The sequence below is a fragment of the Nitrosospira sp. CT genome (genome assembly GCF_059489795.1).
Genome location: NZ_JCAHZJ010000031.1, coordinates 1 through 21059 on the forward strand (window position 1 = coordinate 1; position 21059 = coordinate 21059).

General features: G+C 54.6%; 21 protein-coding genes and 1 tRNA gene. 7 read left to right on the top strand and 15 right to left on the bottom strand.

Going from position 1 to position 21059, the window contains the following annotated elements; all coding sequences use genetic code 11:
• Positions 1 to 222 precede the first annotated feature (222 nt).
• From scpB to AC52W5_RS05060, 6 genes are all read right to left on the bottom strand, one after another.
• Entirely contained in the window at positions 223 to 858 is a 636-nt protein-coding gene (gene scpB, locus AC52W5_RS05035) for an SMC-Scp complex subunit ScpB (RefSeq protein WP_107761626.1), read from the bottom strand.
• Positions 824 to 1672, bottom strand: coding sequence for a segregation and condensation protein A (locus AC52W5_RS05040; RefSeq protein WP_074975581.1), 849 nt, complete (start codon positions 1670 to 1672; stop codon positions 824 to 826). Before AC52W5_RS05040 ends, scpB begins: the two co-directional genes overlap by 35 nt.
• Positions 1673 to 1757: 85 nt before the next feature.
• Positions 1758 to 2960 carry a tryptophan--tRNA ligase gene (locus tag AC52W5_RS05045; RefSeq protein ID WP_074975582.1) on the bottom strand — a complete coding sequence of 401 codons (1203 nt, stop codon included), beginning with the start codon at positions 2958 to 2960 and terminating at the stop codon, positions 1758 to 1760.
• Between the two features lie 50 nt (positions 2961 to 3010).
• A complete protein-coding gene (locus AC52W5_RS05050; protein ID WP_074975583.1) occupies positions 3011 to 3661 on the bottom strand; it encodes a site-2 protease family protein in 651 nt (216 codons plus the stop codon).
• On the bottom strand, positions 3654 to 4286 hold the full coding sequence (locus tag AC52W5_RS05055) for an L-threonylcarbamoyladenylate synthase (RefSeq protein WP_074975584.1): 633 nt from the start codon (positions 4284 to 4286) through the stop codon (positions 3654 to 3656). Before AC52W5_RS05055 ends, AC52W5_RS05050 begins: the two co-directional genes overlap by 8 nt.
• 65 nt (positions 4287 to 4351) lie before the next feature.
• Positions 4352 to 5194, bottom strand: a complete 843-nt coding sequence (locus tag AC52W5_RS05060; protein ID WP_074975585.1) for a 3',5'-nucleoside bisphosphate phosphatase — start codon at positions 5192 to 5194, stop codon at positions 4352 to 4354.
• A 205-nt stretch (positions 5195 to 5399) separates the two neighbouring features.
• Here AC52W5_RS05060 and cysG point away from each other — a divergent pair, with 205 nt between their 5' ends.
• Complete coding sequence (gene cysG / locus AC52W5_RS05065; RefSeq protein WP_495670210.1) at positions 5400 to 6821, top strand: siroheme synthase CysG; 1422 nt, start codon at positions 5400 to 5402, stop codon at positions 6819 to 6821.
• A 176-nt stretch (positions 6822 to 6997) separates the two neighbouring features.
• Here cysG and AC52W5_RS05070 read toward each other — a convergent pair whose 3' ends face one another.
• Entirely contained in the window at positions 6998 to 7636 is a 639-nt protein-coding gene (locus AC52W5_RS05070; protein WP_495670211.1) for a peroxiredoxin, read from the bottom strand.
• Positions 7637 to 7777: 141 nt separating this feature from the next.
• On the bottom strand, positions 7778 to 9214 hold the full coding sequence (gene mltF, locus AC52W5_RS05075) for a membrane-bound lytic murein transglycosylase MltF (RefSeq protein WP_495670212.1): 1437 nt from the start codon (positions 9212 to 9214) through the stop codon (positions 7778 to 7780).
• Between the two features lie 66 nt (positions 9215 to 9280).
• Here mltF and AC52W5_RS05080 point away from each other — a divergent pair.
• Positions 9281 to 9373, top strand: a tRNA-Ser gene (locus tag AC52W5_RS05080).
• Positions 9374 to 9489: 116 nt separating this feature from the next.
• Positions 9490 to 9642 carry a DUF6538 domain-containing protein gene (locus AC52W5_RS05085; RefSeq protein ID WP_371265892.1) on the top strand — a complete coding sequence of 51 codons (153 nt, stop codon included), beginning with the start codon at positions 9490 to 9492 and terminating at the stop codon, positions 9640 to 9642.
• 167 nt (positions 9643 to 9809) lie between these two features.
• Here the strand turns inward: AC52W5_RS05085 and AC52W5_RS05090 are convergent, their stop codons facing one another.
• Together AC52W5_RS05090 and AC52W5_RS05095 are read right to left on the bottom strand one after the other, a co-directional pair.
• On the bottom strand, positions 9810 to 11693 hold the full coding sequence (locus AC52W5_RS05090) for a glycoside hydrolase family 15 protein (protein WP_495670213.1): 1884 nt from the start codon (positions 11691 to 11693) through the stop codon (positions 9810 to 9812).
• The gene (locus AC52W5_RS05095; protein ID WP_495670214.1) at positions 11690 to 12526 is read right to left on the bottom strand and encodes a glucose 1-dehydrogenase; all 837 of its coding nucleotides are present in this window, start codon (positions 12524 to 12526) and stop codon (positions 11690 to 11692) included. Before AC52W5_RS05095 ends, AC52W5_RS05090 begins: the two co-directional genes overlap by 4 nt.
• 136 nt (positions 12527 to 12662) lie before the next feature.
• Between AC52W5_RS05095 and AC52W5_RS05100 the strand changes: the two genes are divergently transcribed.
• The 3 genes from AC52W5_RS05100 (at position 12663) to AC52W5_RS05110 (ending at position 14488) form a co-directional block, all read left to right on the top strand.
• Positions 12663 to 12866: a hypothetical protein gene (locus AC52W5_RS05100; protein ID WP_495670215.1), complete on the top strand. Its 204-nt coding sequence runs from the start codon at positions 12663 to 12665 to the stop codon at positions 12864 to 12866.
• Between the two features lie 239 nt (positions 12867 to 13105).
• On the top strand, positions 13106 to 14119 hold the full coding sequence (locus tag AC52W5_RS05105) for a methyltransferase (RefSeq protein ID WP_495670216.1): 1014 nt from the start codon (positions 13106 to 13108) through the stop codon (positions 14117 to 14119).
• A gap of 48 nt (positions 14120 to 14167) precedes the next feature.
• Positions 14168 to 14488: a hypothetical protein gene (locus tag AC52W5_RS05110; RefSeq protein WP_495670217.1), complete on the top strand. Its 321-nt coding sequence runs from the start codon at positions 14168 to 14170 to the stop codon at positions 14486 to 14488.
• A gap of 10 nt (positions 14489 to 14498) precedes the next feature.
• Here the strand turns inward: AC52W5_RS05110 and AC52W5_RS05115 are convergent, their stop codons facing one another.
• Positions 14499 to 15095: a diguanylate cyclase gene (locus AC52W5_RS05115; protein ID WP_495670218.1), complete on the bottom strand. Its 597-nt coding sequence runs from the start codon at positions 15093 to 15095 to the stop codon at positions 14499 to 14501.
• A 16-nt stretch (positions 15096 to 15111) separates the two neighbouring features.
• Positions 15112 to 16869 (bottom strand): RecQ family ATP-dependent DNA helicase, encoded by a 1758-nt coding sequence (locus tag AC52W5_RS05120; RefSeq protein ID WP_495670219.1) that lies wholly within the window; start codon positions 16867 to 16869, stop codon positions 15112 to 15114.
• Positions 16870 to 17159: 290 nt separating this feature from the next.
• Between AC52W5_RS05120 and AC52W5_RS05125 the strand changes: the two genes are divergently transcribed.
• Positions 17160 to 19007 (top strand): S9 family peptidase, encoded by a 1848-nt coding sequence (locus AC52W5_RS05125; RefSeq protein ID WP_495670220.1) that lies wholly within the window; start codon positions 17160 to 17162, stop codon positions 19005 to 19007.
• A gap of 120 nt (positions 19008 to 19127) precedes the next feature.
• On the opposite strand, the gene AC52W5_RS05130 is transcribed toward AC52W5_RS05125, so the two are convergent.
• The 3 genes from AC52W5_RS05130 to AC52W5_RS05140 are packed head-to-tail and all read right to left on the bottom strand — an operon-like array spanning position 19128 to position 21036.
• Positions 19128 to 19991, bottom strand: a complete 864-nt coding sequence (locus AC52W5_RS05130) for a hypothetical protein (RefSeq protein WP_113067369.1) — start codon at positions 19989 to 19991, stop codon at positions 19128 to 19130.
• 9 nt (positions 19992 to 20000) lie between these two features.
• On the bottom strand, positions 20001 to 20402 hold the full coding sequence (locus AC52W5_RS05135; protein ID WP_074975597.1) for an ExbD/TolR family protein: 402 nt from the start codon (positions 20400 to 20402) through the stop codon (positions 20001 to 20003).
• Positions 20389 to 21036, bottom strand: coding sequence for a MotA/TolQ/ExbB proton channel family protein (locus AC52W5_RS05140; RefSeq protein WP_107761612.1), 648 nt, complete (start codon positions 21034 to 21036; stop codon positions 20389 to 20391). Before AC52W5_RS05140 ends, AC52W5_RS05135 begins: the two co-directional genes overlap by 14 nt.
• Positions 21037 to 21059: the final 23 nt, after the last annotated feature.

Sequence of the window (21059 nt, forward strand, 5' to 3'; positions counted from 1 at the left end):
CTGACCACATGGAGTTCCTGGTGGACCGCTTCGGCTACCTGCGCGCGCGCTGGATACCCGAATTCGATGGTCCGGGCTGGTCCGGCTCCGACATGCTGATGCAGCAGGTGGCGCAGCTCAACCGCGAAGGGGAAATCCTCCCCCCGCCAGGCGAGCATGTGCATTAGGAATCCTCGGTATAAAAGGGAGGCTTGCCTCAATCAAGAGCCCGGCTCCTCAGGTTCAGTCGGGATTGCCTGTTTGAGGCGTGTTCTCTGGATCAGGCAGTTGTTCCACGTTTTCCTTCGGTTCAATCAGTGAACCCAGTTCTTCCAATGGCGGCAATTCCTCCAGGGAGCGAAGTCCAAGATCATTAAGAAATTCAACGCTCGTAGCATACAAAATGGGTCGGCCCGGTACCTCACGATGGCCGACGGCAGATATCCAGCCTCTTGATTCCAATGCCTTCAGCACTGAACTGGCGACCGCCACCCCCCGTATCTCCTCGATATCGCCGCGTGTCACCGGCTGGCGATATGCAATGATGGCGAGCGTTTCCAATACTGCCCGCGAATAGCGGGGCGGCTTCTGCGGGTTGAGGCGGTCGAGAAATTCCTGCATTTCCGTTTTAGCCTGGAAGCGCCACCCGCTTGCAACCTGTACGAGTTCCACGCCTCTTCCTTCCCAGTCCCTGCTCAACTCGTCCAGCAGGCGCCGCAGGATTTCCGAGCCTAGTTCACCCACGAACAGTTTTTTCAGTTCCGACAGAGGGAGAGGTTCCGGGCTGGTGAGTAACGCAGCTTCCAGAACCTTTTTAACCTGAACAGGGGATGAAACAGGGAAACTAGACGGTGGTAAGGACGCTGATCGGTCGGACATAAATCATTCCAAAAGCGTGCGGCTGGCTGACCTCCACCTGACGTTCCTTCACAAGCTCCAATAATGCCAGAAACGTCACCACAAGTTCCGCTGCTCCGGCAGCGGTGCCAAATAAATCACTGAATTCCACAAAATGGTGTCCCTGCACATGTCGCAGAATACGGCTCATATGTTCGCGGACTGAAAGTTCTTCCCGCGTGATGTTGTGCCGGCGATTTACGTTCAGGCGCGCCATCAGGATAAGCCAGGCATTGCGAAGATCATCGACATTGACTTCCGGTAGGCGTTCAATCACTTTTTGCTCGATCCATACGTTCGCCAGCACGAAATCGCGTTCCACCTGGGGCAGCGCGTTAAGCTTCTGCGCAGCAGCCTTCATCTGCTCGTATTCCAGTAGACGCCGCACCAGTTCTGCTCGCGGGTCCACCTCGTCCTCATCCCCCTTGGCAACGGGTTTGGGCAGCAACATTCGCGACTTGATTTCGATCAGAACAGCGGCCATCAATAGGTATTCCGCGGCCAGTTCCAGCTTATTCGCACGCATCATTTCGATATAAGCCAAATATTGACGCGTGAGTTCCGCCATCGGTATATCGAGTACATCCAGATTGTGCCTGCGAATAAGATAAAGCAGCAGGTCCAATGGCCCCTGAAACGTATCGAGAAATACTTCCAGCGCATCCGGTGGAATATATAAATCCGATGGGATCTCCGTCACCGGCTCGCCATGTATGCGGGCAATGGGATTTACCACAGGGTTTGTCACCGGCGGAGCAGGGGCTTCCTCAATGGAAAGGCTTTGAAAATCGTTCATTCTCGGATAAATCGAGCAACGTCCATGATAGATAGCAAGCGTCGATCCGGCTGGGGTGCCTATGTTGCTTCGTGCGAAGCAAAAATCAGGAATAATCCAGTCCCATTGCCTCCCTGACCTCGCGCATGGTTTCCTGTGCCAGTTTATCGGCCTTTTCGCAACCATCAGCAATGATATTTCGCACCAGTGAAGGCTCTTCTTCGTACATGCGTGCACGTTGGTGCATTGGCCGCTGCTCGGCCAGTATTGCATCGATGACAGGTTGCTTGCAGTCCAGGCAGCCGATACCCGCAGTGATACAGCCCTCATAAGCCCACCTCTTCGTATCTTCATCCGAGTATACGAGATGGAATTGCCATACCGGGCACTTCTCCGGGTTTCCGGGATCGATACGCCGTACGCGTGCGGGATCGGTCGGCATCGTACGAATTTTTCTGGTGACGCTCGCGGCGTCTTCGCGCAGGGTAATGGTGTTGTTATAGGACTTTGACATTTTCTGGCCGTCCAGTCCGGGCATTTTCGACGCTGTCGTCAACATCGCTTCCGGTTCGGAAAGAATCATCTTTCCACCGCCTTCCAGATACCCGAACAGGCGCTCCTGATCACCCATGCTCAAATTTTGCTGCTCATCCAGCAATGATTTCGCCGCCGCAAGCGCTTCTTCGTCTCCCTGTTCCTGGTAACGGTTCCTCAAGTCCCGATAGAGGCGGGCCTTTCGGGAACCCAGTTTCTTGACCGCCGCTTCCGCCTTTTCCTGGAATCCCAGTTCCTTTCCGTAGACATGATTAAAGCGTCGCGCAATTTCCCGAGTGAACTCGATATGCGGTGTCTGGTCCTCTCCCACCGGCACCCGTGTAGCCCGATAAATAAGGATGTCTGCGCTTTGCAGCAAGGGATATCCAAGAAAGCCATATGTGTTCAATTCTTTTTCAACCAGCTTTTCCTGCTGATCCTTGTAGGACGGGACGCGCTCCAGCCAGCCCAGCGGGGTGATCATGGAAAGCAGCAGGTGCAACTCTGCGTGCGCAGGAACACGTGACTGTATGAATAACGTCGCCTGTGCCGGGTCGACACCGGCTGCAAGCCAGTCGATCACCATGTCCCAGACATGCTCTTCGATGATTTCGGGCGTATCGTAATGGGTTGTGAGGGCATGCCAGTCGGCGACGAAGAACAGGCATTCAAACTCGTGTTGCAGTTCTATCCAGTTTTTGAGCACCCCATGATAATGCCCCAGATGCAGCCCCCCCGTGGGTCGCATTCCCGACAAAACGCGATCAGCGAACATAAATCATTGCCTCGGTAACTCCAACCAGAATCCTTCAGTAGAGAAGCAGTTCAATAAGCATTGAAACCAAAAAACAACGCCATCAAATGGATCGTAATTGCAATCAGGGGTCCTATAACAGCCCCGAGTACACCCGTCGCCAGCAGAAACAAAAGGATCATGAAACCGTAAGGCTCGATCTTCGAAAAATTATAGGCCAGACGGGGTGGCAGCAGGCTTACGGCAACCCGACCTCCATCGAGCGGCGGCAGAGGCAACAGGTTCAGCACCATCAGCACCACGTTGATTTTGATTCCCGCCTCGCCCATCAATATCAGCGGCTCGGCCAATCCGTCCTGTGGCAGCCCAAGCGCAAACTTGATGACGAACCCCCAAAGTATCGCCATGAAGAGGTTCGCGCCCGGACCGGCGAGTGCCACCCACATCATGTCCTGCTTGGGATTACGCAACGCGGAGAAGTTGACCGGCACCGGCTTGGCCCAGCCGAACAGGATTCCCCCGAGCAGCATCGTTACGATCGGCAGAACGATGGTCCCCAGCGGGTCGATATGACGTATGGGATTAAGGCTGACGCGCCCCTGGGTATAGGCGGTGAGATCGCCGAAATGCTTGGCTACATACCCGTGCGCAGCCTCATGCAGCGTGATGGCAAAAATGACCGGAAGCGCATAAATGGCAATGTTTTGGACAATGCTATCCATTGAGCATTCCAAAGGGTGCAAGGCTGCCCTTACCTTGCCGTACTACCACAGGCGTATCCCCGGTCAGATCGACCACCGTGCTCATCTCGAGGCCGCAGGCGCCGCTATCCAGTATCAGTTCCACCCGATGCTCGAGACGTGCGCGGATTTCCAGAGGGTCATTGAGCGGAAGCTCCTCTCCTGGCAGTATCAGGGTAGAGCTCAGCAGTGGTTCATTCAGTTCCGCCAGCAATGACTGGACGACGGCGTGATCCGGAATTCTCACACCGATCGTGTTGCGCCTGGGATGCAGCAGGCGCCGCGGCACTTCCCGGGTAGCTTGAAAGATAAACGTGTAGCAACCCGGGGTGCAGGCCTTGAGCAACCGGTATTCCGTGTTATCGAATTTGGCGTAGCGCGAGATTTCCGTAAAGTCCCGGCACATGAGGGTGAAATGGTGATGCTCATCCACTCCGCGCAGCGCGCGAATACGGCTCATGACGTTTTTGTCACCCAACTGCCCGCCCAGCGCGTAGCAGGAATCACTCGGGTATACGATCACGCCTCCTGCCTGCACAATGGCCGAGGCCTGCCGTATCAGGCGCGGCTGAGGGTTATCAGGGTGAATGGAAAAGAATTGAGCCACGTAGCAAACAAGGATTTGAATTTTTGGGAATGCTGCCCTCGTAAAAAGCAAGCATAATCTTCGCCTTACATAAGTCCGGGCCAATCATGCCAGACGGGGGCACAGTTGGCAGGCAAGGGAGGCATTCCACCGAGATCGAAATAGCTCTCGCCCGGCCCATGAAAATCCGAACCGCGTGACGCCAGCAATCCCAGCCGCCGGCTATGGTTGGCGAAAAGCAGGGATTGCTCAGGTGTATGGCTTGCGGTAATCACTTCTATAGCCTCCCCGCCCAGGGTCTGGAATTCCAGCAGCAGTTCTTCCAGTGCATTCTTGCCTAATTTATAACGCCCCGGATGGGCGATCACAGCTCTGCCGCCACTGCTGCGGATCCAGTTTACTGCATCACTCAGCGAAACCCATTGATGGGGAGCATAGCCCGGTTTGCCTTTTACAAGGTATTTCCTGAATACCGTCCGTATATCCTTCGCGTAACCCTGCTCAACGAGAAAACGCGCAAAGTGCATGCGGCCGATCAGCCGTCCATTCCCCGCGTTCCTGCAAGCGCCCTCAAAACTGCCGTGAATACCGAATTTGTCGAGTTGCGCCGCAATGTTGCGTGCGCGCGCCGTCCTGCCCTGACGGATGGTGCTCAAGCCCTCAATTAGTTGAGGGTGTGCGGGATCGATTCCCAATCCCACAATATGCAGGGTCTGTCCACGCCAACTGACGGAGATTTCCACGCCATCGATAAACAAAACGTTGTTTTTATCTGCAGCCTTGCGCGCTTCCTCCAGACCGCCGATGTCATCGTGATCGGTCAGGGCCAGCACTTCCACGCCACGCGCAGCCGCATGCTCCACCAACTGGGTAGGAGTCAGCAAACCATCGGAAACCGTGGAATGGGAGTGCAGATCGATATTGAGCATGAAGAGGCGGTTCGCACGAAGCGAGAGAACGCATCATAACAAATAAGGGGCAGTATGAAAAATTTACCACGGAAAAGAAGCAAAAATTTGCTATCCGGCTGATATCGCAAGCATCCATGCCGCTGCCTTGCTCAAGGCTGCCCAAACCGGAAGAGTATTTTCGGGTAAAGTATGGAAAAGAACTCTTCCCATTCAAGTCGAAAAAATGAATTTCCTACCGGTTTTTCTCGATATCCATGATCGTAACTGTGTGGTGGCAGGCGGGGGAGAAGTGGCTGCGCGCAAGGTGGCAATGCTGCTGCGCGCGGGTGCGCGTGTGACAGTCATCGCTCCGCAACTTTGTCCTGAGTTGCAGGAGCAACTGGATGAACAATCACAGGAAGGAAAGCTTGTTTATCGTGCCGAAACTTTCCATGGTGATCATCTGGCAGATGCTGTTCTCGCCATCGCCGCCACGGATGATTTCGCCGTCAATCAAAAGGTCTCGGAAGCAGCCAATCGGCTGCGCATTCCTGTCAATGTCGTCGATAATCCTGCTCTTTGCTCCTTCATCATGCCGTCAATCGTGGATCGTACGCCGGTTGTTGTCGCGGTTTCGAGCGGAGGTACATCCCCTGTTCTGACAAGGCTGCTACGAGCGCATCTGGAAACCATGATACCCGCGGCTTACGGCCGTCTGGCTGTTTACGCTGCCGAGTTCCGTGGCCGGGTAAAACACCGTTTCTCGCAGCCGGCGAAGCGTCGCCGGTTCTGGGAGCGGGTATTGCAGGGATCGTTTGCGGAAATGGTGTTCGCGGGCAAGGATCAGGCGGCAAAGGCCTGGCTGGAGCGCGAACTTGAAAATGAAACCGAAGAACCGGTCAAGGGAGAGGTATATCTGGTAGGGGCTGGGCCCGGTGACCCTGAACTGCTGACCTTTAGAGCCATGCGACTCATGCAGCAGGCAGACGTGGTCGTGTATGATCGGCTCGTGTCACCGGAAATCCTGGATATGGTGCGGCGTGATACTCCCCGGATTTATGCTGGCAAGGAACGCAACCGGCACACGATGCCCCAGGAGTCGATCAATGATTTGCTGGTGCGCCTGGCCAGGGAAGGCAAACGCGTGTTGCGCCTGAAAGGCGGTGACCCGTTTATTTTTGGCCGCGGTGGCGAGGAAATCGAAACGCTTTCGGGATACGGAATCCCCTTCGAAGTGGTGCCCGGCATTACCGCTGCAAATGGAGCCGCATCCTATGCCGGCATTCCGCTCACACATCGGGACTACGCCCAGTCCTGCATATTCGTCACCGGACACCTGAAGGATGGCAGTGTGGACCTGGACTGGCCAATGCTGGCGCGGCCGAAGCAGACCATCGTTGTTTACATGGGGTTGCTTGGATTGGCCGTGCTATGCAAACAACTGGTTGCACACGGACTGCCCAATACCACTCCCGCCGCAATCGTGCAGCAGGGCACCACCCGCAAGCAGCGGGTGCTTGCCGGTACCCTCGAAACGCTTCCTGGCCTGGCCGCTGCCGCCCATCTCGTTCCCCCCACTCTTGTTATCGTGGGTGAGGTTGTGAAGTTGCACCAAAAACTTGCATGGTTCCAGCCGGAGGAGAATCTGTCCAACGATGCAAAGTGAAATTATTGTAGACGGGTATTCTGCGAGGAGCATTCAATATCAGGTTAGATTTTGCCCGGGTCGACCCCGGGCAAAGGCGGCCTCCTGGTCTGCATGCCGTAGGCCAAACGCCACCTGATAATGGTAATGGTGTTTGGCTGACAACCAGATGCTACTATTGCTACTATTCAGAGCCCTTACTTATTCGGCTGGGGCGTGATGCGCAGATAGGGGCGCGGAGCGGTATAGCCTTTCGGAAACTTCTGCTTGATCACTTCCTCACCCTGGATAGTCAGCGGGATAATCACATCACCGCCGTCATTCCAGTTGGCCGGGGTAGCGACGGTATAGTTATCGGTCAGTTGCAGCGCATCGATCACTCGCAGCACCTCATCGAAATTGCGTCCGGTGCTCATAGGGTAGGTGAGGATAAGCCGCACTTTCTTCTTCGGGTCAATCACAAAAAGCGAGCGCACCGTCATGGTTTCCGACTGATTCGGGTGAATCATGTCATATAGCGCTGCGACCTTTCTGTCCTCGTCCGCAATAATGGGAAAGGCGACGGTACAGCCCTGCGTTTCCTCGATATCCTTGATCCATCCGGCATGTTTTGCCACAGGGTCGACCGACAACCCGATCGCTTTCACATTACGCTTGTCGAATTCAGACTTGAGCTTGGCTGTCATTCCCAGTTCTGTTGTGCACACCGGCGTGTAATCGGCGGGATGCGAAAACAATACTGCCCAGGAATCATCTATCCACTCGTGAAATTTGATCCTGCCGATGGTGGATTCCTGCTCGAAATCGGGTGCGGTATCGCCTAAGCGTAAGGTCATGGCATTCTCCGTGAGTTAAAACGTCGATGGAAATTTCATAGGATGTCGGCTCAATATAGCCTGCCTGCTGCAATCACTCAATAACTATTATTTGCGTCCATTATGCCTTGAGACGGTTGTTTTCGCCTTCGAAGGAAGACATCAGAACTCCTGCCACGCATCATCCTCCTTCCTGGCAACGATCGGAAAACCCCACGAATACGGAGGTTCGTATTTCTGCAAAATCTCATAATAGATCCGCACTGATTCTGCCAACACTACCGCCTGACCCCCCCGCGCAAAGCCATGCTTGAGGTCACGGAAATGCTCGCTTTGGCTCAGTAACGGCAATGTTCTTTTCAAGTCAACCCACGCATCAGGGCTCAATCCCATACGTTGCGCCAGTATGCGCGCATCTTCCAGGTGACTCGGCCCCTGGTTATAGGCAGCCAGCGCCATCCAGGTGCGATCCGGCTCCTTGATGCGCGTGGGCAGCTTATCCTTGAGTAATGCGAAGTAGCGCGCACCGGCAAGTATGCTTTGGCGCGCATCCAGCCTATCCGTCACTTTCATCCGGTCTGCCGTGACTTCCGTCAACATCATGACGCCGCGCACGTTGGAGGGAGAAGTCGCCAGGGGGTCCCAGTGAGATTCCTGATAGGCGAGTGCGGCAATCAATCTCCAGTCGATGCCGCTCAACTCTTCGGCTTCATGAAAATGTTCGCGCAACTCAGGCAAAACGGTGCGGCGTTTGGCAAGAATGCCATTTACATCCGTATGATGAAGACGTTCTATGTGTCCATAGTACCGGTCGAGCAGGCGCGTCAAGGTGCCATCCTGCTGGATGCGGGTGAAGAATTTTTGTGTCGCCTCCAGTAACGCCTGTTCGGCAAATGGTGAAAATGCCCATGCTCGTCCTACCGAATCCCCCAAATTGAACGCTACGTTCAGATTGGGGTAAAAATTCTTCGCGAGATTGATCTGGGTTGAATCCGCTACCACATAATCGACCTTGCCTTCCGCCAGTCTCGCGAGCAGTTCGTCGGGCGTGAGGTCCATTTCTTTCCATTTGAGCTCGGGCGCATCGTGCTTTGCCTTGGTCAACTGCTCAGCGTGAGTGACGCCTTTCGCAATGCGAATAGTTCTTCCACTGAGCTGATGAAGGCTTTTTGGCTTGCTGTAGTCCGTGTTATAGGCTAGCTGGGGCTGTACGAGCTGGTAAATCGGGCCGAACTCGGCATGCCGCGAGTGCTTTGCGCTGATGTTCATGCCGGCGACAAAATGTCCTTTGTGCCTTTCAAGGAGAGACCATACCTTATCCAGTCTGGGCACTGTCTTGAATCTCACTTTCATTCCCAGGTCCTTCGCAAATTCAGTGGCGAGGTCGTAATCCAGTCCGGCATAACCGCCTTCCGCATTCTCGTAATACGTGTCCGGACTATTGACGGTGATCACTACCAGCTCATCCGTTTTGTCGAACGGCAATACCGATCTTTCAAACGAATCACAGGAAGTGAGCAGAGCGCCGCAACCGAAAATAGCAATTAAAAGACAAGAAAGGGATCGCATCGAGAAGAGATAACTAGAATCGGGAAACATTCTGCCATCGAGTCTTGTCCAAGCGCGAGAAAAACATAGGATAAGCTGATAAAATAGTTCCTCATTGGAGAGGTACCGAAGTGGCCATAACGGCGCTGACTCGAAATCAGATGGTCAGGGTAACCTGGCACGTGGGTTCGAATCCCACCCTCTCCGCCAACATCTCCAAGTTATGGGTAATTCAATAACTTTCTGATTATCTTTGGGTTATTGTGCTTTGTTGCATAAAATGCCGCAAGCATCCCCTACAGATCAATGTCTGAAAAATCCCTTGCTTGCAAAGACGCGGGGACGGCTTTTCATTCCACATTACGCATCCTGATGAGTTTCAGACAATGGCTGGCAAGCGAGAGTTTACCAAAACTCTTGAAACAGGGGAGAAAAGTGTTGCTATTCTGAAGATACTCATGCTTGCGGCTGAGCTATAGTAACAAGTCGGCAGGTTGAAATAAGCCTTTTCAAAAACAAAAGCGGGATAAAAGCAGGTGGAAGCTTCAGTGCTGGAGCCTTATAGCTTATAGATGTTTGTCGGCAGGCAGACTGCAAGTGTTTTACCGCGTCGAAAAAGTCCTGCGATGGAACTTTGAAAGGAAGATCAGTCTATGGATCGCTCGCGGTGCTGCTCGCCGGCAGTTCCGGTCCAGGAGGTGTGAATGGCATGAGGCGACGCGCTGCGATCCGCACGCTGCTGTGCGGGGCCATTGATGCGGCGAAGGTTGTACGCCGTATTGATCAAACCCACGTGGGAAAATGCCTGGGGGAAGTTTCCCAATTGGCGCCGGTGACGGGGATGGTATTCCTCGGCAAGAAGTCCGAGGTCGTTGCGTAGAGACAGGAGGTGCTCGAAAAGAACTTCCGCGTCGTGACCGCGGCCGATCATTGTATAGGCATCGGCGAGCCAGAAACTGCAAACGAGAAAAGTTCCTTCCTCGCCGGGGAGCCCGTCTTCGGTTTCCCCAACGCGATAGCGCAGCACGAGTCCATCTTCCATCAGGTCGCGTTCAATGGCTTCTACCGTTCCCCGAAAGCGGGGATCGTCCGGTGGCAGAAATCCTACCTCGGCCATCAACAGCAGGGATGCGTCCAGTCCCACGCCGTCGTAATGCTGTACGAATGTGTTCCGCTCCTTATCGTAACCGCGCGCCAGCACTTCCCGATGAATCTCGTCGCGGAGCGTGCGCCATTTCCCGACAGGACCGGGGAAGCCGAATTGCTCCACAGCTTTTATGGCTCGATCAAACGCGACCCAAGCCATCATTTTCGAATAGACGAAGTGCTTGGCCCCACCGCGCACTTCCCAGATGCCTTGGTCTGGTCCGCGCCAAAGACTCTCCAGTCGGGAAAGAATTGCTTGCTGGAACCGCCAGGCTTCCTGATGCGGCCCGAGTTGCGACTTACGGGCAGTATAAAGTGTGTCCATCAGCTCGCCGAACACGTCTATCTGAATCTGGTCGTGCGCGCCGTTGCCTATGCGCACGGGGAGGCTATTCTCGTAACCCGGCAGCCAGGGAAGTTCGATTTCAGTCAGTCGGCGTTCGCCCCCGATCCCGTACATGATCTGCATCTGATCAGGGGCGCCAGCGGCAGCTCGGAGCATCCATTCCCTGAATGCCCCGGCCTCGTCGAAGCGTCCTGCATTCATGAATGCATATAATGTGAGAGTGGAGTCGCGGATCCAGCAGTAGCGGTAATCCCAGTTTCGGACTCCGCCGATCTCTTCGGGAAGGGAGGTCGTAAGCGCCGCGACGATGCCACCGCTTGGCTGGTAGGAAAGCGCCTTGAGCGTAACGAGCGAGCGCTCCACTGCATCGTTCCATCCGGGTTCCTCGAATTCCGAGAGCTGGCAGATGCGGGTCCACTCCCGCCACCAGGCGAGCGTGTGATCGAGTCTCATCCTGCTGTCGTCAATGAAGTGGGGCTCCCGATGTAAGGGATGATAGGCGAGCGTGAAGGGGATGACATCGCCTTCTCCCACCTCGAACTCGGCGACGGTGCACATGTCCTCGCCGCGAAGGGCGACAGGGGTTGCCAACTCCACCGCATCCGGTCCGGCAACGGCATGAATGCCATAGTCGCGGCGGCGTACCCAGGGGATAGTCTTGCCGTAGCCGAAGCGCAGGACCAGTTCCATCCGCATGGCCACCTTGCCTGACACCCCTTGTACAAGGCGGATGACGTCGACTCTCTCAGGGTCATTAGACAGCGGCATGAAATCCACGAGCGTCACGATGCCACTCTCTGTCTCGAAGGTGGTTTCGAGGATTGGCGCATGGGGCAGATAACGCCGGCTAGGGGGTTTGCTCTTCTCAGTCGGAGAAATCCGCCAGTAACCATGCCTGGATGTTCCCAGCAGTGCGGCAAAGCATGCATCCGAATCGAACCGGGGAAGGCAAAGCCAATCCATCGAGCCATCACGGGCGACAAGCGCTCCGCTCAGCATGTTGCCGATGAATCCGTATTCCTCGATCGGTTTGCTCATCCCGCACCCCGGAATGCCGGATAGGCAGACATTGCACCATCGACGAACATTGTCGCTCCATTCATGTAATCCGACAGATCCGAAGCAAGCCACAGCACAGCCTGCGCAATATCGTTAGGTTCACCGATACGCTTGTACGGAATAAGATCGAGCAGGTTTTTCATCGCCTCTTCAGTCCCCCATGCAGAGCGATTGATGGGAGTACGGATGGCGCCGGGAGCCACCGCGTTGACGCGGATTTTCTGGGGGGCAAACTCCTGGGCGAGCGAACGCATGAGCAGGTCCACGCCCCCTTTGGATGCCGCATAGTTAGCCTCGAATGCCCAGGGAATCTCCTGATGCACGGAACTCATGCATATGATCTTGCCGCTTGCCCGTGACACGTCGGGTTGCGCGCCCCGTCGCAGGAATTCGCGGATGGCTTCGCGGGAGCAGAGAAACATTCCGGTGAGATTGACATCGATCACCTTCTGCCACTGGGAGAGCGTCATCTCCTGGAATTTCGCACTGCTCTCGATTCCGGCGTTGTTCACCAGAATATGGAGGGTGCCGAAGCGTGCAACCGTCTCCGCGAACATTGCCGCGACCTGAGCCTCGTTGCTCACATCGGCGGCATAGGCAAAAGCGTCCCCACCGGCGTCTTCTATCTCCCGGCATACCTCGGTTGCCTCGTCGCTGGCCTCAGGAAGATGATTGATTACAACCTTCACGCCCGCGCAACCCAGCGCGAGGGCGCAAGCGCGGCCTATGCCTGAAGACGCGCCCGTTACCATGGCAACCTGTCCGAAAAGGCCGAACGTATCCTTGCTGATCGCGAACTGTTTTGCGTTCATTGGGATTCTTTTCCTGATCCTCGATAGCTACTCTGTTGATCGAAGAATTGAACCGGTACAAAGCGCCTGCCTTGATATGCTCCCACCGCTTCCCGCATTGAGGCGGGTCGACGAGTCGAAGCGCCGGGAGCGCCTCATGAACCACCAAACAACTTATCCCGGACTCTCGAAGCAGCTTCGATTCCTAAAGCTTTCCGGGGTATTTCAGACGACGATTACAGACAAAGGTACTGTGAATCTTGTAATTCGCGGGACTGATTTCAAAGTAGCACGCCTTTACAAGAGCGTCAAACTCGAACCCAGGCAGAAGGAAGAAATTGAATTGGGCTTGTTTCTTTGAAGGAGGAGTTGGTTCACTCAGCAAAACTCGGTGATTCGACCCGTGCATCTTCTTTCAGGATTGACCTTATGGCAAATCCGGGCAACATAGGTATGATATATCCAGCCGCAATTCCGTTTCCTGTTTACAGGGCAACAGTCACCGAAACAGGCGTAACGCGCGTTGCGGTGAGAAACTGACGAGTGCGAGTACATGAAATACTCTGCTTTTTAGCAATTATCATTTCCTCGGGAAAATAAATGACAAACCAGCTTACCCCGGAAAATATTCTTAAAACCGGTATGGCCTTCTGGCCGGCAAAGACCCTGCTTTCTGCGGTCGAGTTGGACGTGTTCACCCAATTGGCACAAGGCTCATTGAGCCGGGATACCCTTGCCGAAAAGGTAGGATTGCATCCGCGGGCGGCGCGTGACTTCCTTGATGCCCTTGTAGCGCTCGGCTTCCTGAAACGCGAAGGTGACTGTTACAGCAATACGTCCGAAACCGATCTGTTCCTGGACCGCAACAAGCCATCGTACATTGGCGGCATTCTGGAGATGGCGAACCGCAGGCTCTATCCGATCTGGAGCAATCTTACCGAGGCGCTCCAGACTGGCAAACCGCAGAACGAAATCAGGACGGGTGAGGCCGATCTCTTCGAGAAGCTTTATGCCGATCCTGTCGGATTGAAAGAATTTCTTGCCGCGATGACTGGAGTGAGCCGCGCGGCGAACATGACCATTGCACGCGCCTTTCCGTGGCAGGGCTATCATACGTTCGTTGATGTCGGCACGGCGCAGGGAGATCTCGCTGTGCAGATCGCCCTGGCCAATCCTCATTTGCGCGGGATGGGTTACGACCGCCCGGAGGTAGGTCCGATTTTCGAGCAGTACGCTCAAGCTGCGAACGTGGCTGAGCGTGTTTCTTTCGTGCCTGGTAATTTCTTCGAGGAAGACCTGCCCAGGGCAGATGTGGTGCTGATGGGCCATATCCTGCATGACTGGGACCTCTCTACGAAAAAAATGCTCACCCAGAAGGCATTCGATGCGCTCCCGGCAGGCGGCGCCTTCGTCGTGTATGAGTCTCTCATAGACGATGACCGGTCACAGAACGCATTCGGCCTGATGATGAGCCTGAACATGCTGATAGAAACACCGGGAGGTTTCGATTTCACCGGTGCGGATTGCATAGGATGGATGAAAGAGGCAGGTTTTTCCAATACTCGCGTGGAACCCCTTGTTGGTGCGGATTCCATGGTGATCGGCATCAAATAAACGTTCTTTCGCCCTCATTCCGCCAGCCTCGCCCATATTCGGAAAATCATGAAAATCCAGGTTCTTACACTACTGGCCGTTCCGTTACTGCACGCCTGTGCAGGCACACCTGAATACACGCAAAGTTCGATGAAATTGAGGGATGGAACTACCCATTATTTCATTAAAACCCGCATGGGCCCTTGTGCCAACAGCCGGGATTGGGCAATCCGAACGTTGACGAAGGGCGCTAATGAAATTTGCAAGAATGGCTACGTGCTCATTGACCAGCAAACACCCATCATCCTTGATCCCATGCACACTCTAGATAAGGATGGGGAGCTTTTGTGGCAAATCAGGTGTAACGATACGGAAAAGCCTCAATCCTAACTCTTTTTTCTTACTCGGGACTCTCGTCGTCGCCCATCCAAGCTTTCGTCGGCGCAAGCTTCCCATGGTTCGCGCGCAGCCCGCGAAAGAACTCCTCTACAAAGGGGATGATCTCGAACAGCAGCGCAACCGTCATGATGGAAATTATGTAAATTACTGGTAGCTGCTCTTCCTTCCAGGCGAGGTCGAACCGCGGTGTTTCGGGTCCGAACCCGAAAAGCGCCTGGAATTGCCCCCAGTGACGGGAGATCAAGAGCAGGATTGCCATGAGTGGAATCATCTCCTGGAAGCTGTGCACGTGCTGCTCAATGGGTGAGATCCTGCGTACCTTTACCGCGTAGCTCACATCCCAAAGCGCGGTGATCTCATGGAGGAAAAAGGCAGCAATCATGAAGGCGATAATGCCGGCGTTTACCTGAAGGAAGATGGCGGCAAGCAACGGCAGGCCCATCTCGGCGAGCATGATGAGATGGAAGACAGACTCCTTCGCCCCGCTGGTTGTTTCGATGTGAGACACACGATGGCACACCCAATCCGCGAATCCGGCCGCCAGCCAAAGCGGCAGAATAAAGTACATCAGGATGAGAACAACAGGATCATTCAGCATGTACCCTCCCCAGGAACTACTTGCCCTTATTCTCCGATGCTTGCTGGAGCGGCCTTACGTAGTTTTTCATAAAAGTGCGTTTTTGACTGTCAGGGAAAAGGACTGTCACCATGTCGTAATGGATGCTCAAGACCTTGCCTTTGCCCACTTTCTCGACCTCAACCTCAGCCTCCACGGCCAACTCCTGCTCCTGCTTAGTGCGCGATTTATCGGAGCCAGAGGTCATCTGCTCCGTTTTATCCAATCTTTGAACAGGACGCGCTGAAAGCACGTTTTCCGGCGGATTGATGCAGTTATCGCAGTGACCGCAATGGTTCCACTCGACTTCCTCGTTAAAGTACTCCAGCAACACCTTCCAGCGGCAAAAACCGCTGTGGGCATAAAATACCATGCGTTCCAAGGCCTCTCGCTCATGCTCCGCTTTCCTGTGCGCGTCTTCCCCGAGTCTGGCCAGGTCTTCCGCTTTCACATCCTTTTTGCGCAGACGATAGCTCAGCGCCTTGTCGCGCCTGAGTACGCCGCCTTCTTCCAGCAGTTTAAGTATCACCTGCAGCCTGCGAACCGAAAATTTGCTGATTTTCTCTTTTAGCCGCTCAAACCTGATCGCGGGTCGATCCGCAGACAGGTCTTGCATTGCTTTATACACTTCGTGCAGATCCTCCTGGTCGGGATGATGCCGGGCCAGAAAAAACTGCTGTATGCGCTTGTCCTGCGCGTCGAAAAGCAGCGAGCATTCGGCCATTTCGCCGTCCCGGCCGGCGCGGCCTGACTCCTGATAGTATGCTTCGAGCGTACCGGGCATCTGGAAGTGCACCACGAAGCGGATATCAGGTTTGTCGATTCCCATGCCAAAAGCATTCGTCGCAACCATGATCCTGCTCTTGCCTTCCATGAAGGATTCCTGACTTTCCGCACGCGCTTTTCGCGACAGACGGCCGTGGTAGAGGGCGACGCTGACATCCGTTCCAACAAGCGCTGTGGCGAGTTCCTCCACTGCTTTCACCGTAGCCGTATAAATGATTCCGCTTCCCTTGCTTTTCAGAACGAGATCTTGCAGTTTCTTCAGTTTTTCTTCCGGATTAGTAACCTGTACTACAGAATAATTCAGGTTGGGCCGGTAGATGCCAGTATTGACCACATGCATGGAATTACGTCCGAGCTGTTGCACGATATCCTCGGTGACCTCCGGCGTGGCAGTCGCGGTCAACGCGAGTACCGTTGGATTCTTCAATGCCTTGATCGCGTCTCCCAATCCCAGATAGGCCGGGCGAAAATCGTGTCCCCACTGGGAAATGCAGTGCGCCTCATCGATGACGAACAGATTTATCGGGATATTCTGCAGTTCGGCGATGAAATCTGGATCGGAAATACGCTCGGGTGTCACGAAGACGACATCGCTATCCGCGTTGCGGATACTCTCCAATGCTTCTAGCTCCTGTTCCGCGTTCAGCGTGCTGTTAATTTGAGCCGCGTCAGCTCCGATTTCTTCAAGCTTTTCGGCCTGGTCTTTCATGAGTGAAATCAGGGGGGAAACGACAACCGCAGTGCCTGGCAGGTTGAGTGCCGGCAATTGATAGCACAATGACTTGCCGCCACCGGTGGGCATTACCGCCAGGGTGTCGCGCCCGTTCAGCACACTCTCGATGACTTCTCTCTGTCCGGGACGCAGGTGTGTCAGGCCGAATATCTCATGCAGACTTTCTTCTAGTTCATTCTGATCGGGTTCCTCGATGTCAGCATGAGGACTATTCATATCGTGAATTTCAGATGTCATCGTTCCGTCCGCGTTTTCTTCCGGTTGAAATCAACTACCGCGCTCGATGCATCTCGCAGTAGTGTCATGTGCTTGATGATGAAGAAAAATGGCGGACGGTTCCGTGCGGCGCCTAATATATAATCTCAACGATGGGCTTTTAATATGTCTGCCCCATTCGCTTATTGACTGGAAACTAGGCAGGCAATGCGCCGACTCCGGCTCCTTTTGACTCTATTCAGCCCTTGCCTCAAGCCAAAACCAAGCCAAAACCAAGCCAAAATCCAAACCAGCATTGAGGGACTCTCGATATGAAACGCTATACCATCGAACAATTCATGGCGACGATCTCAATAATGGGGGCGTCGTTCAGCGCGGATGAAGAGCGCATCCTGTTCAGCAGCAATGAGTCGGGCATTTTCAATGCTTATACGCTCCCAGTGATAGGCGGTACGGCCGAGCCGCTGACCCGCTCCACCATCAATACCACGTTTTCGGTCAGCTTCTTTCCGCACGATGATCGGGTACTGATCACGCGGGATTATCATGGTGATGAAAATTATCATCTGTTCCTGCTTGCCCCTGACGGCGAGGAGGAAGATCTGACACCGGGGGAAAAGCTCAAGGCGCAATTCATGGGCTGGAACCTTGATGGACATGCTTTTTACGTCGCCACCAACGAGCGCGATGCCAGATTCTTCGATGTATACCGTTACGATGCCGAGACTTTTGCACGAACCTTGCTGTACAAGAATCACCAGGGGTTCGATCTTGGTCCCATCAGCCGCGACGAGCGCTGGGTTGCGCTGAACCGGTCGCATACTGCATCGGACAGTGACATTTACCTGTTCGATGTCGAAAAACAGGAAGTAAGGCACCTCACGCCGCATGAAGGTTCCATCAGTTTCCGTGCTGAAACCTTCGACCCCACCTCGCGCAAACTCTTCTTTCTTACCACCGAGGGAAGCGAATTCAAGCATTTGTGCACCTATGATCTCACCTCCGGGGTCGTCTGCGACCACGAGAGCGCTGAGTGGGACGTGATGTACACCTATTTTTCACGCGATGGCCGATTTCGCGTAACGGGCATCAACGAAGATGGGAGTATCGTCATTCGTGTTGTCGAAATTGAGGATGGAGAAAGGGAAAAACCTGTAAAACTGCCAGCACTGCCCGAAGGAGAAATCCGCGGTGTGGTCTTTTCGCAAAGCAGTGCGCGCATGGCCTTCTATGTAAATGGCGATCGCTCTCCCGATAATCTGTTCGTGCACGATTTCAACACGGGGCAGTTCCATCAGCTCACGCAGAGCCTGAACAAGGAGATCGATCCATCACATCTGGTGGAAGCGGAAGTGGTGCGGTTCCGATCCTTCGATGGAATGGTTATTCCATCCATCTATTACAAGCCGCATGAAGCATCAGACACTAACAAGGTGCCTGCGATCGTGTATGTTCATGGAGGACCTGGCGGGCAGACCATGCGGGGTTACAGCGCGCAGATTCAGTACCTCGTGAACCACGGGTATGCCGTCCTGGGCATCAATAACCGGGGAAGCTCGGGCTATGGTAAAACCTTCTTTACTGCGGCCAACCGCAAGCACGGACGAGAGCCCTTGTGGGATTGTGTGGAAGCGAAGACCTTTCTGGCCAGTCTCGGTTACATCGACCATGAGCGCATCGGCATCATGGGGGCGAGCTATGGCGGCTACATGACGCTTGCAGCCCTCGCATTCCGGCCTGAAGCTTTCAAGGTGGGAGTGGATATTTTCGGTGTCAGCAACTGGCTGCGCACCCTGGAGAGCATTCCTGTTTACTGGGAGTCCGTCCGCAAAGCTATTTATGATGAAATTGGAGACCCGGTGGCGGATATCGATTTTCTTGTTGCGACTTCCCCGCTGTTCCACGCTAGGGAAATACAAAAGCCTTTGTTGGTCATTCAAGGAGCCAATGATCCGCGTGTGGTCAAGGCCGAGAGCGATGAAATGGTGGAGGCAGTCAGAAAGCATGGTGTTCCGGTGGAGTACATTGTTTTCCCTGATGAAGGCCACAGTTTTACCAAGAAAAAGAACCAGATCGAGGCCAATTGGCGAATACTGGAGTTTCTGGACAAATATCTGAAAGGTGACATGAACAAGACTGTAAGCCGGGGGGGAAAGTAGGACAACGCTGTTCCGCCTATCGTCCGATATCACCGGTGTAGGACGGGCTTCGCCCGCCGTTTGCTTCCATCTTAATGTAGTACAGGGGGTAGCGGACAGCTTCGCCGTCAGGCAGGATCTTCATCGCCCTCGCGGCGCAGCCTCCTCTCCAAAAAACTCGCGTATCAGGAAATCCTCCAGGCCCTTGCTGTCTTCAGGTCGAGCGGAGAGGACGACCACACGGTCGAGACGATAGGATTCCCAGTTGAAATCCCCTTTGTGGTATTGCCGGATCAGCTCGATCATTTTTCGAACGATGGCCCGTTGAATATCGCCACCCGGCCCCGCATCGACTTCCACCACCTCCCGGCGGGGAACGCTGCTATCCTTCTTCCAGGCACGAAACAGAAACTGTGCCGTTCGCGGCCCCATCCTGATGATCTGGAATATCCCACTTGCGCCGGGCTCCTTGAGATTACGCATCACATTAGCCATGCGCAGTTCTTCTTCGGAAGGCTCGCGTTCGATCGCCTCAGGTTCAACGGGTTCATCCTCGAAAATTCCGCTTGCCCGGCGCCGCTCCCGCGCCTCGTTCATATACGCCAGCAGATCTTTCGGGCGTTCAGTCTCTGGAGAAGCCTGCGGAACAGTTTTCTGAACCGGCGTGCGTTCCTTGCTGCCCTCACGGTTTTCCATTGCTTTTTCCCGCTTGGGTTTCAGCGGCTTGGTTCCTCCTTCTCCCAGTCGCGATTGGGGCTGACGCTTGGAGGGAGGCTTGGGTGCAGGAGGTATCCTGGGACTGGGAGGGGCGGGCGGCGGTGCCTTCTGTTCCGGTGTCTCTTCGGCGAGTTCCACGAAGCTGGCTTCGATCGCAGGAGGTCCCTTGATCTCCACCTCGGGCGCGGTGAGAAAGAACCCGAACGCCCAGATGATGAGCACCCAGAGGACAGACGCCAGCGGCAGGGGCCACCAGATGCGGATTTCCCTTGATCGGGCCTTGAGCATCGTTCGGGATTACTCGTGTTTGACGGCGATCAGAAAGTGCTGTGCACCCGCACTACGGGCACGCAGCATCGCCTGCACGACAATTCCTTGCGGTGCGTCGCTGTCTGCCGATACCACCACTTTCTGTTCGGAATCGCGCAGCAGTGGTTTGAGGGTGTCCCCCAGCGTCTCCAGGGTCACGGGCGTGCGGTTGACAAAGATTTTGCTGTCGCTCGTCAAGGTCAATGTAACCGGCGTTTTGGCGCTGAGTTTCTCGGCCTCGCCTTGCGGCAGATTCACCTGCAGGGAATCGAGGTTCTGCATCGATAATGACGATAGCATGAATGTGGCAAGCAGGAAAAACATCACATCGATCATCGGGATGATTTCGATGCGCCCCCTGCGGTACTCCCTGGATTTACGCCGCTTCATGACTGCTCTCCTCCTGATCCAGGCGAATATGATCGATGAGGCGCGTGCCCAGCCGTTCCATCTCATCCATCGTTTGAGATTGAAGGCGGGAGAAGTAATTGAAGCCGAAGAGCGCAATCAGCGCAATCAGGAGGCCGACGACGGTGGCGATAAGCGCTTCGGCCACTCCTCCCGTCACAGCAGTGGGGTTGACCACCCCTTCGCCGCCGATGACCTGGAAGGCGCGCATCATGCCGATAACCGTTCCAACAAGCCCGAGCAGAGGTGCTGCGGTGACGATCGTTTCCAGCACCCACAACCGGCGTCCCAGCGATGTTTCGATTAACTGGGCTTCGTCTGCCGCGCGCGACTCTGTCCACCAGGACGGATGATGTCTGTTACTGATTACGACCTCGAAGAAGCGCTTGTAATAGTGGCGATCATCCAATCCGGAGAGTATTTTTTCCAGATCGGCCCATGCAAAGCCGTAAGTCTCAACCAGGTTCAGCAGGTCGTGAGACAGGCGGGCAAACTTCCAATAGATGAAGGCCTTTTCAAGCATGATCGCCAATGCGATCACCGCCAGCAAAGACAGCGGCACAACGGTAAAACCGCCGAGTTTCAGCGCGGTCCAGGTTGCATTCAGTTCCTGCATGTTTATCTCCGAGCGGGGACGAT